Source organism: Pseudodesulfovibrio senegalensis (assembly GCF_008830225.1).
In the GTDB taxonomy this organism is placed as follows: Bacteria; Desulfobacterota; Desulfovibrionia; order Desulfovibrionales; family Desulfovibrionaceae; genus Pseudodesulfovibrio; species Pseudodesulfovibrio senegalensis.
Genome location: NZ_WAIE01000007.1, coordinates 28,233 through 43,074 on the forward strand (window position 1 = coordinate 28,233; position 14,842 = coordinate 43,074).

The following is a 14,842-nucleotide window of genomic DNA, read 5'->3' on the forward strand; positions in this document are numbered from 1 at the left end:
ATAAAAGGCGGCATTTTCTTCTCCCCCCACCGGAAGCGTCACATGCCGTATTGATATTTGACGGTCAGGGTCAGCGGGATGTGACCCGTTCCGATGATCTTTGGTCTGTGTGTCGCGCCGCTTGCCAGCCGTATGGCCGTGAGCGCGGCCCGATCCAGTTTTGCATTGCCGGACGTGCGCACCAGCCGCACTCCGGCAAAGCTATCGTTTTCGAGAATGGTGAATGCGCAGACCGCATTGCCGATCATGGATGATGAGATGCCCGTAGCGGAATCAAATTTCTTTGATTCTATGGCTTTGCGAACGGCCTTCAGGAATCGTTTCAGGGCGGCCTGCTGTTTGCGCTTGAAGGCGTCAGCACCTTGTCCTGCTTCCTGCTCCGGCGTTGGGGCGCTGTGCATGGACGAGGGGTCCGATTGCGGGCTGCCCGGCGATTCAAGCGAAATGGGGATGACGGTTTGCCCGGTGCCGGGCGAGGTCGACGGAGTCCAGTGGGCTTCGAGAAGGATGAAATGCGCGAACAGGGAGAACGCGATGCTGGCGGCCAGAAGGTTTTTCATGACTATTGCGCTGCTTTGTGTGCGGGCTCCGGTTGCCTGGCGGCCGTTGCTATGACCAGATTGTTGAATCCGTGCCGACGCACCATGTCCACCATGCCCACGAACCGCTTCACGCGTACGTTGGGTGCGGATTTGAGCATGATGCATTCCGGTTGACGGGAAACGGGTAGTGCTGCTGCGTCGGTGAGCTTGTGGGAAATGTCCAGAAGAGTAGCGGGCTGGCCGTCGTAGAGGAGTTTGCCGTCGGGCAGCAGTTCGATGCGCAGGGATTTCTGGGCGATGGGCTTGGCGGTCTGTGCCTCGGGCAGGTCCATGGTCAGGCCCCGGGCCGTGAACACGGCCGAAACAACGAAAAAGATGAGCAGGATGAAGACCACGTCCAGCAGGGGAGTTATGTCCGGAGTGGCCGGAGCCGGGGTGTTTTTGTGCAGGGAAATCATGGTTTCGGTTCCTGCGTTCCGGTCGTGGTCAGGTAATCCACGGCGGCTTTCTGGAGCGTGAACGCGGCCTTGGCGTGCATACGGCAGAAAAGCCGATGTGCCAGCAGGGCGGGAATGGCTATGGACAGCCCGGCTGCCGTGGTCAGCAGGGCCTGCCAGATGCCGCCCGAAAGCATGGTGATGTCCACGGAACCGGACGATGCCAGGCGCGAAAATGCGTTGATCATGCCGATGACCGTTCCCAGCAGGCCCATGAGCGGGGCGGCAGCGGCCACCGTGGCCAGAAAATCCAGACGCCGCGAAAGCGAGAACAGTGCTTCTTCCCCGGCCTGCGTGATATGCTGTTCGTGGAGTTCGGGCGTAATGTTGTCGAACAGGGCCGCAAAGAATTTCCTGTACGCCGGGGCCGCATCTGCAGCCATGGACGCTGCTTCATCGGTTTTGCCGATGTGTGCCAGTTTGAACGCCTGCCTCAGCGTGTCCTCGTCCGGGAAACGCGTGGTGGTCAGGGTTATGAAGCGTTCGACCATGACCGCGAGGGCGGCAATGGAAAGGGCCAGCAACGGCCACATCATGAACCCGCCCTGATGTATGAGGTTCATGATTGGGCTCCGGCCAGATTTTCCAGCGTGGAGAGGTTCATGTCCCGACCGATGGCCACCAGAAAGTAGTCGTCGTCAAAGTCGTTGCCCAGCCGGGAGAATTCGTATCGGCCGGCAACGTATTGCACCACCTCGGCCTCGTTTGTGTCGCTGATTCCCACAATGCCCTTGAGCCGGAAGACCTCCGGGGGGAGGTGTTTCAATGTCCGGATGAGGTCTTCGCGGCTCAAGGGATTGGAAAACGCAAAGCGTCGGGACGTGTATCCTTCCATGGTGTGGTCATGGTGGGGTTTTTGCGGAACGGATGGAAGGAGTCCGGGAATGCTTTGCTTGAGGGTGTCGGTGTCGTAAAGAATGCCGGGGTTGACGGCCCCGTGTTCGGTCTGCACCAGCGCGGCCCGTTTATTCAGGGAACGAAGGGTTTTGCCAAGGGTTTCGAGGTGGTCTTCGGAGACGAGGTCGCACTTGTTGAGCAGCACGATGTCAGCAGCCTCGATTTGGTTGCGGGCGATGTCGCTTTCGGAAAGAAGATCGAGGGCGTTGGCCGCATCCACCAATGTGGTGATGGAGTCCAACCGCGCGAGCGGACGCAGCTTGTCCAGCTCGCCCAGAATGTTGAAGGGGTTGGCCAGCCCGGTTGTTTCCAGCACGATGACTTTGGGGTTGAAGCGCGCCCGCAGTTGTTCCACCCCGCGGGAGATGCTGCCTGCCAGCGTGCAGCAGACGCAGCCTTCGTCCAGCTCCACGATGGATTCGTCGCCTTCCAGCAGCTTGCCGTCCACGCCGGTCTGTCCGACTTCGTTCTGGATGATGGCCACCAGCTCGTCGCGGGACGCGTGGTATTCCAGCAACTGGTTGAGGAAGGTGGTCTTGCCCGAGCCGAGAAAGCCGCTCAGCACGATCAGTCCGGGGCGGTCGTCAAAAGCGTATGCGTATGTGTCGTCGTTGTTCAGCGCCATGAGGTCATGGGTTTTCCAGAGCATGGCTTCGGCAATGTCCCCGGGCATGTGGGCCGTGTCTTCCGGGCCGCAGGAAAGGTGCGCGGCAAAGGAGGAGGGGGGGGAGACAAGGCCGCGAGCGGCATTGCCTTCCCCCCAGGCAAAGGAATCGGTGACGGTAGTGATTCCCCGGTCGATGAAAGATTGTTTGCCCTGTGCGTTGTAGCAGACGGCCTGCCCCGCGGCCTGCCACTGGTCATAGCGGATGGTCGGTGCTTCAACGCTGTTGGCCACGGCGGCGGCCAGAGCCTTTGTCAGCTCCATGGCGATTGCGCGGGCAGGGATGTCCTCTTCGGCTTGACCGGGCTGGATGACCCATTGGCCGTCTTGGGTGGCGACGCCGTCTTGTGCGATGCTCAGCCTTCTGTCGTCGGCCACAAGGGTCAGGGTCAGGGCAGATTCGTCAGCAGCCAGCGTAAATTTCAGTGTGCCCATGCGAAACGGGGCGGCCCAGCCGCGGTTGCCGGAGAATGTGCGCACGCTGTCCAGATAGTCGTCCTGCACGGCCGCGTGGTTTGCGGCAAGCGACATGGTTTCCAGCAGTTCCTCGTCCGGCGAGGGAAAGTAGTACAGACCGATGTCGGCGTGGTGCCCGGATTCGTCTTTGTGGTTTTGTGCCGTGCACAGGCCGTACACGCCGGGACGGGTTTTGAGTTTTGCGGTCCACCCCTGAAGGCCACGGGCGCATACGGACATGCCTTTCCAGCCTACGAGGCGTTTGAAGGTGTCGTGCTGGGATGCGGCCAGAACGCAGTTCATGAGCAGGTCCGGCATGTTGACCGGATGGTCCTTGCGGCGTTGGACGGGGAGGATCGCTGAAAGATTCATTGTTCGTGCTTCCGGTTTGTTTGCCCGGCCCGCCCGAAGGCGGGCCGGGGTATTCAGAGTGATCAGGCGGCTAGCAGCCGAAGTTGATCTTGTCTCCGTTGCCGAGATAGTCCTTGGAGGCGGAACGGAACCGCGCAGTGCCGCGCACCACGGGGTAGCCAGCCTCGATGAACTTCTTTGCGGTGAGGTGCCCGGTGCAGTGGTTGCAGCCGATGCGTTCGAAGCCCCACTGGCCCAGCGAGATGACAAGGTCGTCGTACTTGGGGTCCCAGTCCTCGAAAGGCGAGATGTGCAGACCGCCGTAGATGCCGTAGAACTTGTCGTTGTCGTACTTCAGGTTCGCGAAGGCGAAGTCCGCGAATTTCAGGATGCCCTGATGGCAGCAACCGGAAATGAGCACGAGGCCCTTGTCCTTGATGTTGAATGCCAGCGAGGTTTCACCGAACACGCGGTTGATGATGGGCACGTCGAACTTGAGCAGGGCCATGCCGGGGATGATCGGCGTGACCGGCTTGTCCACGATGGTCAGGTCGCCCTTGTAGCCGCAGTCCTTGATGTATTGCAGTCCTTCGTCATAGAAGCCGTCGTGCACATACAGGGGAATGCGGTTGTCGTATTTCACGGTAACGGGCAGGCCCCAGAAGTGGTCCCAGTGCTCATGGGAGATGAACAGCGCCTCGATTTCCTGATCGCGCAGCATCTGGTCGATGCCTTCGCGCTTGAAGCAGTCGTTCATCCAGGAGTATGACCAGCCGGTGTCCAGCAGGTACTTGTGGATGGTGCCGTCCAGTGCTTCCACCTCGATGAGGCAGGAATAGCCGCCCGGGTTCTCCGGGTGCAGGGACAGCTTCTTCTGGATTTCCCATGCCTTTTCAATGTCGTGGGGCAACAGGTCCTTGATGCTTCCGATGCCTTCTTCATAGGCCCCCTGTGCCGATCCCTTGCCGTTGCCGAAGGGGGCCCAGTTCAGGGTGTACTGGTTGACCAGCAGCCCGCCGGCTTCGTGGATATCGCCGATCAGGTGCGCGTTGTTGAACCAGCTCGTTTCCGAGATGTTGGTGATGCGCACGCTGCGGCAGGAGCCGAAGTCATGTTGCTTGCGTTCGACATCGGGCATGCGGTCATATGCCCACGGGCTGTACGAGTACATGCCCATGCCGGCAAAGGCGCCCGCAACCAGACCGGTGGCAGCGCCCTTGACGAAGTCGCGCCTGCTTACGTTTTTTGTATCGTTGCTCATTTTTTATCTCCTTGTTCCGGGCAGTTACTTGATGATGTTCACGTTTGCGCCAATCCAGGGCAGAACGTTGATGACCACCAGATAGAGTATCAGCCCTGCCACGACGCCCACGGCCAGTCCCTTGGCAATGCCCGGGGTCCATTTGACGTCCGAGGCCACGATTTCCTCATGCACTTCGGCCAGTTCCTCTTCGGTTTTGGGAATGGCTTTCCATCCCGGCCAGCCGTCCATGAACCAGACGTTGATCAGGAAGATGTTGATGAGCCAGATCATGGGAATCATGGGGAACTGCTGGGGATGCGAGAATCCCTTCTGGGTACCCAGGAACAGGTGGGAGGTCTTGTAGTAGATCACGTAGACCACCACAGCCATGGCTGCGGTCAGTATGGTGCGGATGCACACGTTGACGGGCCTGCTGAACTTGGTGGGCCAGTTGCCGCAGTAGAAGTTCAGGTACAGGGTGGGCAGCAGCCAGAAGATGGCCATTTCGCCCACGTGCAGCCAGCGCCAGTCCGGAGCCATCAGGCGGCGTGTACCGCGGATTGTCTCACCCCAGACCAGATCCTGTGCATAGAACAGGAAGAAGCACAGGGCCAGCGCAATGCCGATGATGCCGAAGAAGGAGGCCACGCGGCGCAGGGTGTCGTTTTTGATGAGGTTGAAGGGATAGCGTTCCCAGATGGTTTCAAACTGCCAGACAACGACCGTGCAGCACATGATCCACGCAATGTGGAAGTTGCCGGAAACCGTGTTGGCGAATTGTTCCCAATAGGGCGGGCAAATGGCCGTGTACTTCTGCCAGGGGTAGAAGAGAATGGCCATGTGCGAATGCATGGTCACGAAATACACGATCATGCTGATGAAGAAGGTGACCACCACAATGGTGATGCCGCGGGCGGGCTGCCCGAGTTTCTGCCACGGGGCGTTTTCGCAGGCCACCACCCAGCTGGGGGCGAGCCATGAGGCGATTGCCGCGAACATCATGATGGCCTCGGCCGCATACTCGATGGAATAGAAATCGGTGATTCCCATTTCTATGAGGCGGTCGGGGTTGAAGTAGGCAATGCCGTAGTTGCCGAGGATTTCGACAAAGAAGCCCTTGATCAGCAGGACCATGGCCGCAACGCTGACAAGCGTCAGTACCGCGCCCTTGATGAGCGGGTGTGTCTTGTTCAGCCATGTCCGTTTGAATGGCCAGTAATCGAAAATGTAGGCAAGCCAGATGAAGATGATCAGCAGCCAACGGCAGACCATGTACCCCACATAGGGGGTGTACATGCGCATCAGGCCGCGCGGATCCTGGAATATCCACCAGGTCACATAGAAAAACGCCAGGATCAGGAAAGTGTTGATCAGGGCCGGAATGGGGCCGTTCCAGCGTTTGACCAGCTTTCGGCTCTCTAGGTAGCTGAAGCTACTGGTGTCCATAGTTGTTGCTCCTTCCACACGTTTGCAGCGACGAGGATGATCAGTCCTCGGCGTCCACATGCTCTTTCTTGAGTGTTGTCGAGGTCGGCTTCGCGTCCGAAACCAGTGCTTCCAATTGCCCGGGCGTAACCGTTGCCGGATCGATTCCCATGGCCATTGCCCGCATGAAAAGCTCGTTTTCAGTCAGGGGTTCCTGTTCAGGTTCCCCTGTTGCGTCACACGCTTTTCGGGCGTGGGCAGGCCTGTCCGAACCGGGGATGAACCGGCGGAAAAATGCTCTTCGTTCCATTCTGTCTTGTTGTTCCGGCTTGAGGTCAGTCCGGCAGTACCAGTTGTGAAAATGCCTGCATGCATTGCTCTGTCAGCTGTTCCGCCTCCCGGGAATGGCCGGCCTTCAGGGCGTTGAACAGCTCCACATGATAGGCGAACAGGGAATCGGCCTGCACTTCGGAAAGGCCGGTCCCGGCATGTTCCAGATTTTTGGCTGCCGCAAAGAGTTCCTTGAGCAGCAGGATGAGATAGTCGTTGCCGGAAACTTCGGCCAGAATCCGGAAAAAGGAAACGTATTCACAGCTGACCGCGCTGATATCGAAGTTGACGATAGCCTCGCCGAGTTTGGCCGTGGATGCCTCCAGCTTGGCAATGTCCGCAAGGCTCAGGTGCACCGACTCGGTTCGGGCGAGTTTTGGGGCAACAAAGGAGAGGGTTTCCAGCAATTGGCGCGTTGCGGCGGACGAGTGCCTGTTGCGCAGCATTTCCCAGTTGACCCGGCCTTCCTTGCTTTTCAGGTAGCATCCGCTTTTTTGGCGGATTTCCACATAGCCCATGGTCTCGAGGTTGCACAGCACTTCGCGGATGGTGTTTCGGCTGGTGTCGAACATGGTTGCAAGTCGACGTTCTCCGGGAAGTCTGTCACCCACGGAAAAGGATGCCTGTTTGAACATGGTGGTCATTTTCTGACACAGGATGGGTCGTTGCGTGTGTCTCATAGCTGGTCCAACCAGATTTGCATGGTTTTTTGTTCAGGTTGATTTTTTCTGTTTTTATGGAGTTGAAAGGGGGTGGGCAAGTCTTTCGAGAAAAAAAGAACATAAACTGGTCCAACCAGAATGGGGTGGTGTGGATGGGGTTGTTGAGCCTGTTTGTAATAATTACTAATAAAAACAAAATGTTGTAGTGCTGGATGGTCCTGTTTGCGGACGGAGAACGAAAAAAAGGCACGTTCCCGCTAGGGATGCGTGCCTTTGGCGAGTTTTCGTAGTGGTTGGACCAGCTATGCGCCTGGTTTCTTCCTGCAGCGGGTCAGGTTGGACAGAAAATCCGGGTACAGGCCCTTGAGCGGAGCATCCGCATCAGGATCATAGCTGCCGCCGGAGCTGGAACAGAATATGAGCACGTCGGTCAGAACGCCGTCCGTGAAGAAGGGATGCGCATAATAGGATTGAATGCCGCGGGGGATGAACAGCGCCCAGTCGATGGGCTTGATGCTTTTGGAGGTCTCCATGACCACGTGTCTGTCCAGGTTGAAGCGTACGATATTTTCGGCAATGGAGCCTTCGTAAGGGTGAGTACGGTTTTCGGGGACGGTTTCAAAGGGTTCACCGATGCCGGTGACGGCCACTTCGTTTTTGTCGATGGATATATGCGAGAGCATGATGCCGCTGGTGGGTGACGATTCCGGGAGCGCGTCGAGCATTGCGGCCAGCAGTTCCTTGACGGTTTTGCTTTTTTTCATGGCCGTCCGTACTGTTTTGCTCGGCACGCTCTCGTTGCCGCGTACCGGAACTCCCTTGCAGGCCGTGCAGTTGTTGCGATGCACCAGCGTCACCCAGAGCAGTTTCTGTTCATTGCGGGAAACAGCCTTGATTCGTGCCGTACATTGGTGGGCCCTGCCTATTTTGTCCCGCACGTTGAGTTCGCCAGTCCAGTTGTCCGAGAAAATCAGATTCTCGTATATCTCGAACATTTTGTTTTCGGCATTGTCGCCGAATAATTGCCGGGTATCCAGTTTGGTTATCTGTGTTTTGTCGTATTGAAGAAGCTTGCGCGCAGCCGCGTTGGCCATGAAGACGGTTCGGTCGTCAAAGCTGATCAGCAGGGCCGGATCTTCCTGGATTTCAAGCCTGTCGCAGAGCGGTGGGCGTCCTTCCGAGGAAAGGATGCTGGAAACCTGGTGGGATATGTCCATGAGCAGGCCGATGGAACAGGTGGGACACTCCGGGTCCGGCATGGCCATCATTTTGAACCATCCATAGGAGTCGTTTTCAAGGCGCATGCGGAACATGCAGGCGCAGGCTTTGCGGTTTCTGATTTGCCGGTAGCAGGACTCGAAGTCGGCCCTGTCTTCGGCCTGGATCATGTGGCGTGCCTGCTGCGGGTTTTGCAGCACGGCCTTTGCCCGCTCCCCGAGAGAGGGGATGGCGTGTGTGTTCAGAAAGGTGATTTCATTGCCCACGATGTCGATACGCCAGACCAGTCCGGGCAGCAGGGCAAGGTAGCCGGACAGGTATTCGTCAATGGATTTGATGGTATGTTCGTTGCCTTTGTCGGGCATTCATGATTCCTTTTTCGCTTTTTTTGTTGCCGAACCCGTGAATGATAGCCTCCGATCTGTTGTAATGGCAAATGTCGGCCAGGGCGTTGCGCCGGGATGGTACGGTTATGGGATTGTTTTGGAACAGGCGGACCTTGTAGGTCCATCGCGATGGACTTGCAACTGTTTTGGTTTTTCCTGTTCAGGCTGTTGTCATGAGGGTGAGTAGAAATATTTGCCGAGGCCCACCGTGAAGATGATGCATCCGTACAGGGCATGTTCGATGGAGGCCATGAGCAGCGAGCCGGTTTTCACGTATACGCGTGCAAAAAGATAGCCTGCCGGGATGGTCAGCGCCACAGCCAGCCAATTGCCGAAGATGATGTGCAGGAAGGCGAAGGCGAGGATGCTGGCCCACATGGTGGCTGTTTCGGATTTCAAAATGGGTCGGTAGCGGTGGAACAGAAAGGCTCGGTAGATGAGTTCCTGGGGATAGGCGGAAACAAGCGGATACAGGATCATGACGGCCAGCCATAACAGTGGCTTTTGCCGGGGAAAGCCGAAGAGTTGAGCCGGTTCCATGGCCATGACCAGCAGCCCTGCGCCAAGGGCCACGAGGCAGGCTCGCAGGAGCATCGCCCGGATTTCCTGTCTGTTGCCGGAGATGCCGTTCAGCAGCTCTGTTTTGTCGTAGTGTTTGTTTTTTAGCAGGTAGCCGAGGCAGCCGAGAAAGATGGCCAGAAGCAGGGGGATTCTGGGCAGCGGGATGATTCCTGTGGCATAGGCGACCGGAACGAGTCCGAAAAGGGAAAGGAATTCAAGCCAAAGAAAGTTGTTTGCGGCCGTATCGCCGTGGGGAGGAGAGCCTTTGTTTGTCATGATTGTTTCCGTGCTTGTATCACCAGTATATTCTCCAGTGTGTTACCGGTCCATGTCTGTTCTGTTGCGAACATGCTGCCTGTTTTTTTCGCGGACGGCATGAATTGATTCTTGTTCGGCAAACAGGTAGTTTTATTCTATACACCACGGCAAATTCTTTTCATTCAATCAAGTATATTCGGGAGAACCATGATAACCCTTGAAAGCGTCGTCACTGATCTGGACAGGCTTCGCGCGGCCAAGCCCCTTGTGACCAACATCACCAACTACGTTGTCACCAATTCCACGGCCAATGCTCTGTTGGCTGTGGGTGCTTCGCCCATAATGACCCATGCGGTCGAGGAGGTCGAAGACCTTATGGGTTTCAGCAACGCGTTGGTCATCAACCTCGGCACCGTGGCCCGCACATACCTTGAGGCCATGCCCGTGGCTTGGGCCGCTGCCAATAAAAACGGCGTTCCCGTGGTGCTGGACCCGGTTGGTGCCGGGGCTTCACGGGTGCGCACCGAGCAGCCGGTCATGATGCTGGAAAAATACCAGCCCGCCATCATTCGCGGCAACGCCTCCGAGATCATGACCCTGGCCGGTGAGTCCGGCGGGGCCAAGGGGGTGGACAGTACACACGGAGCGGATGCCGCGGAGATGGCTGCCCGGAATCTCGCCGCAGCCAATAAATGTACGGTTGTGGTCAGCGGCGAAGTGGATATCGTCACGGACGGAGAGCGGCTGGTGCGCATCCATGGCGGCAGCGATATGATGCCGCTGGTTACAGGACTTGGATGCACGTGCAGCGCACTGTGCGGGGCGTTTGCGGGCGTGAATCCGGACGGATTCGAAGCTGCGGCGCATGCCATGGCCGTTATGAACGCGGCCGGTGCCGTTGCCGCTTCCAAGGCGCAGGGGCCGGGCACGCTGCAACTGCATTTGTATGACACCCTGTACGTTCTTGACGCGGGAATGATCGAAAAGAACATGCGTCTGGAGTCCTGATGCGTCCCGATTATTCCGTTTATCTGGTGACGGACCGTCCCTTGTGCGGCGGCCGTGCTCTCATGGAGGTCGTGGCGCAGGCCGTGCAGGGAGGCGTGACCATGGTTCAGTTGCGCGAAAAGCATGCGGATACGCGTGAATTCGTGGAATTGGCACAAGCCCTGCTGCGTGTGGTGCGGCCCGTCGGCGTTCCCTTGCTGATCAACGACCGCATTGACGTTGCCATGGCCGTGGGCGCGGACGGCGTGCATGTGGGCCAGCGAGACATGCCGTATGCGGATGCCCGGCGCATGCTCGGTTCCGAGGCCATTATCGGCCTGAGCGTGGAGAGTTTGGAACAGGCGCGCGAGGCCGAGCAGTGGGATGTGGATTATTTCGGAGTCAGCCCGGTATTTGCCACCGGCACCAAGACGGACACGGGTGATCCGTGGGGGCTTGAGGGGCTGCGTTGCCTGCGCAGGGCCAGCACCAAGCCGCTTGTGGGTATTGGCGGGTTGGGGCCAAGCAATGCAGAAGATGTGCTTCGGGCCGGAGCGGACGGCATTGCCGTGGTTTCGGCCATTTGCGGAGCATGCGACCCGGTTGCTGCCGCGGCCGAGCTGCGCCGGGCCGTTAGTGCCGCCTCATGATTCGTGTGTTGCTTGCGTCGGTTTCGCGGTTTGCGGTATGTGGGTAAATGGATATTTTCTTGCATGATATTTTCGTGTTGAGAAAATGCTGCAACTTTTTCCCCCTGGTGGAGGCATGACCGGATTTCATCCCAAGACGGATTTTTTGTTCAATGTACAGAACACGTTTGCACACGGCAGCGGCAGGCTGGATGTGGTGCAGGTCTTTGGGCTTATCCTTCTTGTGGTTGCACCTGTCGTCATTCTTTCCGCGCTTTGGTACTACCGACGTTTCCTGTGGTTTCTTCTGGTTCGTTCCTTTACTCGGCTCGTGTTTTTCCGCCGGCAGGGAGTCATTGAGAATTACCTGGTCTCACGCGGGGTGGTGGTCGAGGTTATTTTGTTGGAAGAAGGCCGTCTTGGCCGGCAGCTATGCTATGCCCGAATTGAATCCGTATTCGGTGGCCGCATGGAGTTGCAGGTGGTTAAGGCAGACCCCACCCGGCTTGATCTCAAGGGAAGGCGGGTGATCTGTTTTGTCAAACAGTTCAGTCTGTCCGGCAAGAAGTTTAATTCTTTTGTCACCTATGTCCGGGATTTCGAGCGCAAGGGAACCGTGCTCAAGGGTGTGCATTTGCTCACGCCCATGCGCTACCGTTTTACCATTCGGCGCAAGCATGTGCGCAAGAAGATCAACCGGCCCGACGTGGTACGCGTCAAGGTGTGGGATATCGCAAAGCGGCGGAATTTTACTTCCCGGCGGCCGGACATCTACACGGTAAGTGATCCTTCACGCTATCAGGGCCGGCCTTTTTTGACCGTGGGCAACATTTCACCCGGTGGCATTCGGCTGTTTGTGCATAACCCGGCCAAGAGATTGCCGTTGCTGGCCATCAATGAACCGCTGGTCATGCGTGTCAGCATAAAAGACCCGGCCACGCGTCAGTTTTTTTTCGTGACCGTGATCGGCACGATTCGAAGCCGCAACTCCAAGGAGAAGGGCGTGCTTGGTTTGGGGATTCAATTCACGTCGCAGGGAGAAAGCATGGGCGACGGTTCAGGGCGCATACAGTGGAAGCGGGTTGTCGACGGTGTTCCCGCTTTGGAGCGGTTTCTGGCAAAGTTCAGCAAGTAGTGCAAGGCAGTCCGGGTACTGCCTTTTCATACTAGAGCTTTTTGTTCCTGCATTCCTCACAGATGCCGTACAGGTACATTTTGTGGCTGCAGAGTTTGAAACCGTGCTTCTCGGCGATTTCTTCCTGGCGTCTTTCAATGAGCGGATCCATGATTTCGATGTTTTTGCTGCAAACCGTGCAGATCAGGTGATCATGGTGTTCCTTTCCGTATGATGCTTCATAGCGTGTCACGCCGTCGGCAAAGTCGAGGGGCTCAACAATGTCTGCATCCACCAGCAATTTCAGTGTGCGATAGATGGTGGCCTGACCGACTGAGGCATCCTTTTTTTTGACCTTGGCGTAGAGCTCTTCCGAAGACAGATGTTCTTTTTGGTTGAGAATCGTTTCCAGAATCAGCCTGCGTTGCGGTGTGATCTTGAGGTTGTTGTCGGCCAGATAGTCAATGAATACGTCCTGTGGCATTTTCATATGGCATGTTCCCGGTTTATGTGTGTCGATTTTTTACAGATACGGTATGTGTTTTTCTGTGTCAATGAATTGCAGTATCATTTTCATTTGCTTGGCGGGACGAGGAAGGAACAGGTTGTCGAGCTATTAGTTGCGTTTGATTTTCAATTGATTTTTCTGTTGATGCCCGTTTTGGGCAGAATAATCCGGTGCAGGGTTGACAGGGGCGGCTTTCTGTACAAAGTATTTCACCCTGCATTGCGGCGGGATGTCCGAGTCCGGCTTAAGGAGGCGGTCTTGAAAACCGTTGACCCTTCACGGGGTCCGTGGGTTCGAATCCTACTCCCGCCGCCATTTGACGATTCAAGGCCGCACGACCATATGGTCGTGCGGCTTTTCTTATTGTTTCAGGAAGCGCTGATTCTCTTTAACGAGGCGTTTTCGGACAATGTCCTGTTGGTCGGTCGGAAATCCCATGCGGAGCATGTGGGCCATTGCATTGTCGAGCAGCGAATCGAAAAAGCGCTGCTTTCCGGCGGCCGATTGTGTCGCCACTTCTTCCCACTTGCCGAATCCGGTGACCTTGAGCGCCTCGGTTATGCCGAAGCGGAACGAACCCTTGACCGAAAGTTTGCTCAGCTCCGGGCAGGCTGCAACGACGATGTCTGCCAGCGTATCGATTTTCTGTTCCTGTTTCGTGTTTCCGCGTGACTGCATGATGTTTCTCCTTGTGAATGAGCGTGGTGAGTATCGATGGAGTCAGGCTATTTCAAGAAAGGGATCGATACATTGACGCATGTCAACACGTAACCGGAAGTGTGGGATACAATGCGGGGTGCGATGCCGGGGAGGGCAACCCCGCTCCAAATTTGGAGCGGGGCAGACCTAGGTGATGGCGCTATTTCCGGCGTTGCTAGATAGTCAGGTTGTTGATGACGCCCATGCCCGCATACGAGCCGAGGACGTCTTTCTGAAACTGGTAGCTTTGGGCCATGCCGGTCTTGTCCGACCCGCTGCCCGAGTTCATGTAATCCAGGGTCTTGCTGACCAGTGCTCCCTCTGCGGACGCCTTGTCCACCGGAGCAGGACTGCTGCCGCTGTTATTCATGTAATCCAGTGTTTTGGTGACGACCTGGGCGCCAAAGGTCTGCTGATCCATGGCGTTGCCCAGAGAACTCGCCCCTATAGAGAGTTCGTTCATGGTCTTCCCTCCCGGTCGCAGGCCGGAAATAACGCCTATCCGTCCTATCGGCAGATTCTTGAAAAACTTTATCCCCGACAGAGAAAAGGCCCGCGCGGTCATGATGTCGGGCGGGCCGTATTCGTGAGGTGGTGTTGCGGATGTTTAAAGGACTCAGTCCTTGATTTCGTCCCAGAGCGCGTTCATCTGGTCGAGGTCCATGTCGCTGATGTTCTGGCCGCGTTTTTCTGCCAGTTCTTCCATGGCCGTGAACCGGTTCAGGAATTTCTGGTTGGCAAAGTCGATGGCCGCGTTGGCCTTGATGCCTTTGCGCCGTCCCAGTTCCACAAGGGTAAACAGATAGTCGCCGAATTCCTGTTCGGAAGCAGCCTCATCGCCTTGGGCCATGGCCTGCTGCCATTCGTCCCATTCCTCGCGCAGCTTGGCTTCAACGGCCTCGTCGGATTCCCAGGTGAACTTATTGCGCGCGGCCTTGGAGTTGATGCGGTAGGCGCGCAGCAGCGGAGGGAGGCCCTTGGGCAGGGAGTCGAATACGCCCTGTTTTTCTTTGTTCTTGTTTTCTTCGCGCTTGATGCTTTCCCAGGTATCCCACAGCTGGTTGATGTCCTCGATCTGCTTGTCGCCGAACACGTGGGGGTGGCGGCGGATCATCTTGGCCGCGCTGTAACGCAGGCTTTCCTCAAGGGAGAAGGCCTTGTCCCTGTTGTACAGCGTTGCCATGAACAGCAGCAGGAAAAGAACATCGCCCATTTCCTCCATGGCCTCGTGGGTGTCGTTCGCGCGGATTCCTTCTATGAGCTCAAAGGTTTCTTCGGCAAGATAATCACACAGGCTTGTGGGGGTCTGCTCCTTGTCCCATGGGCAGCCGTTCGGGCCGATGAGCGTGTCGATGACTTCCTGCAGTTCCGCCAGTGCGGCAGAGGCGGTGTGGGTCTTTTCTTTGGGCATGTAT

At 57.0% G+C, this 14,842-nt stretch carries 17 protein-coding genes and 1 tRNA gene; 4 read left to right on the forward strand and 14 right to left on the reverse strand.

All coding sequences use genetic code 11. The features are described 5' to 3' along the window. Positions 1–38: 38 nt before the first annotated feature. The 10 genes from F8A88_RS13525 to F8A88_RS13570 all read right to left on the reverse strand — a co-directional run bounded on the left by F8A88_RS13525 (position 39) and on the right by F8A88_RS13570 (position 9,508). The gene (locus F8A88_RS13525) at positions 39–560 is read right to left on the reverse strand and encodes an energy transducer TonB family protein (protein ID WP_151151707.1); all 522 of its coding nucleotides are present in this window, start codon (positions 558–560) and stop codon (positions 39–41) included. A gap of 2 nt (positions 561–562) precedes the next feature. Continuing rightward, positions 563–1,000 (reverse strand): ExbD/TolR family protein, encoded by a 438-nt coding sequence (locus tag F8A88_RS13530; protein ID WP_151151708.1) that lies wholly within the window; start codon positions 998–1,000, stop codon positions 563–565. Next, positions 997–1,602 carry a MotA/TolQ/ExbB proton channel family protein gene (locus F8A88_RS13535; protein ID WP_151151709.1) on the reverse strand — a complete coding sequence of 202 codons (606 nt, stop codon included), beginning with the start codon at positions 1,600–1,602 and terminating at the stop codon, positions 997–999. Before F8A88_RS13535 ends, F8A88_RS13530 begins: the two co-directional genes overlap by 4 nt. Next, positions 1,599–3,428 carry a CobW family GTP-binding protein gene (locus F8A88_RS13540; protein WP_151151710.1) on the reverse strand — a complete coding sequence of 610 codons (1,830 nt, stop codon included), beginning with the start codon at positions 3,426–3,428 and terminating at the stop codon, positions 1,599–1,601. The genes F8A88_RS13535 and F8A88_RS13540 overlap by 4 nt, the downstream gene beginning before the upstream one ends. A 70-nt stretch (positions 3,429–3,498) precedes the next feature. After that, a complete protein-coding gene (locus tag F8A88_RS13545; RefSeq protein ID WP_151151711.1) occupies positions 3,499–4,668 on the reverse strand; it encodes a twin-arginine translocation signal domain-containing protein in 1,170 nt (389 codons plus the stop codon). A gap of 24 nt (positions 4,669–4,692) precedes the next feature. Next, positions 4,693–6,096, reverse strand: coding sequence for a hypothetical protein (locus F8A88_RS13550; protein WP_151151712.1), 1,404 nt, complete (start codon positions 6,094–6,096; stop codon positions 4,693–4,695). 40 nt (positions 6,097–6,136) lie between these two features. Next, positions 6,137–6,385: a hypothetical protein gene (locus F8A88_RS13555; protein ID WP_151151713.1), complete on the reverse strand. Its 249-nt coding sequence runs from the start codon at positions 6,383–6,385 to the stop codon at positions 6,137–6,139. A 25-nt stretch (positions 6,386–6,410) separates the two neighbouring features. Beyond that, positions 6,411–7,085: a FadR/GntR family transcriptional regulator gene (locus tag F8A88_RS13560; RefSeq protein WP_151151714.1), complete on the reverse strand. Its 675-nt coding sequence runs from the start codon at positions 7,083–7,085 to the stop codon at positions 6,411–6,413. Positions 7,086–7,369: 284 nt separating this feature from the next. Further along, positions 7,370–8,650, reverse strand: coding sequence for a diguanylate cyclase (locus F8A88_RS13565; protein WP_151151715.1), 1,281 nt, complete (start codon positions 8,648–8,650; stop codon positions 7,370–7,372). 192 nt (positions 8,651–8,842) lie between these two features. Beyond that, positions 8,843–9,508 carry a CPBP family intramembrane glutamic endopeptidase gene (locus F8A88_RS13570; protein WP_151151716.1) on the reverse strand — a complete coding sequence of 222 codons (666 nt, stop codon included), beginning with the start codon at positions 9,506–9,508 and terminating at the stop codon, positions 8,843–8,845. Positions 9,509–9,697: 189 nt separating this feature from the next. On the opposite strand from F8A88_RS13570, the gene thiM reads away from it, so the two are divergent. The 3 genes from thiM to F8A88_RS13585 all read left to right on the forward strand — a co-directional run bounded on the left by thiM (position 9,698) and on the right by F8A88_RS13585 (position 12,241). Next, positions 9,698–10,498 carry a hydroxyethylthiazole kinase gene (gene thiM, locus F8A88_RS13575; protein ID WP_151151717.1) on the forward strand — a complete coding sequence of 267 codons (801 nt, stop codon included), beginning with the start codon at positions 9,698–9,700 and terminating at the stop codon, positions 10,496–10,498. Then, positions 10,498–11,127: a thiamine phosphate synthase gene (gene thiE, locus F8A88_RS13580; protein ID WP_151151718.1), complete on the forward strand. Its 630-nt coding sequence runs from the start codon at positions 10,498–10,500 to the stop codon at positions 11,125–11,127. Before thiM ends, thiE begins: the two co-directional genes overlap by 1 nt. A 115-nt stretch (positions 11,128–11,242) precedes the next feature. Continuing rightward, a complete protein-coding gene (locus F8A88_RS13585) occupies positions 11,243–12,241 on the forward strand; it encodes a hypothetical protein (RefSeq protein ID WP_151151719.1) in 999 nt (332 codons plus the stop codon). A 31-nt stretch (positions 12,242–12,272) separates the two neighbouring features. On the opposite strand, the gene F8A88_RS13590 is transcribed toward F8A88_RS13585, so the two are convergent. Further along, complete coding sequence (locus F8A88_RS13590) at positions 12,273–12,710, reverse strand: Fur family transcriptional regulator (protein ID WP_151151720.1); 438 nt, start codon at positions 12,708–12,710, stop codon at positions 12,273–12,275. A gap of 241 nt (positions 12,711–12,951) precedes the next feature. Here F8A88_RS13590 and F8A88_RS13595 point away from each other — a divergent pair. Continuing rightward, a tRNA-Ser gene (locus tag F8A88_RS13595) sits at positions 12,952–13,043 on the forward strand. A 45-nt stretch (positions 13,044–13,088) separates the two neighbouring features. On the opposite strand, the gene F8A88_RS13600 is transcribed toward F8A88_RS13595, so the two are convergent. The 3 genes from F8A88_RS13600 to mazG form a co-directional block, all read right to left on the reverse strand. Continuing rightward, positions 13,089–13,406: a hypothetical protein gene (locus F8A88_RS13600; RefSeq protein WP_151151721.1), complete on the reverse strand. Its 318-nt coding sequence runs from the start codon at positions 13,404–13,406 to the stop codon at positions 13,089–13,091. Between the two features lie 196 nt (positions 13,407–13,602). Then, positions 13,603–13,890 (reverse strand): hypothetical protein, encoded by a 288-nt coding sequence (locus tag F8A88_RS13605; protein ID WP_151151722.1) that lies wholly within the window; start codon positions 13,888–13,890, stop codon positions 13,603–13,605. Between the two features lie 153 nt (positions 13,891–14,043). After that, a complete protein-coding gene (mazG, locus tag F8A88_RS13610) occupies positions 14,044–14,838 on the reverse strand; it encodes a nucleoside triphosphate pyrophosphohydrolase (protein WP_151151723.1) in 795 nt (264 codons plus the stop codon). Positions 14,839–14,842 lie beyond the last annotated feature (4 nt).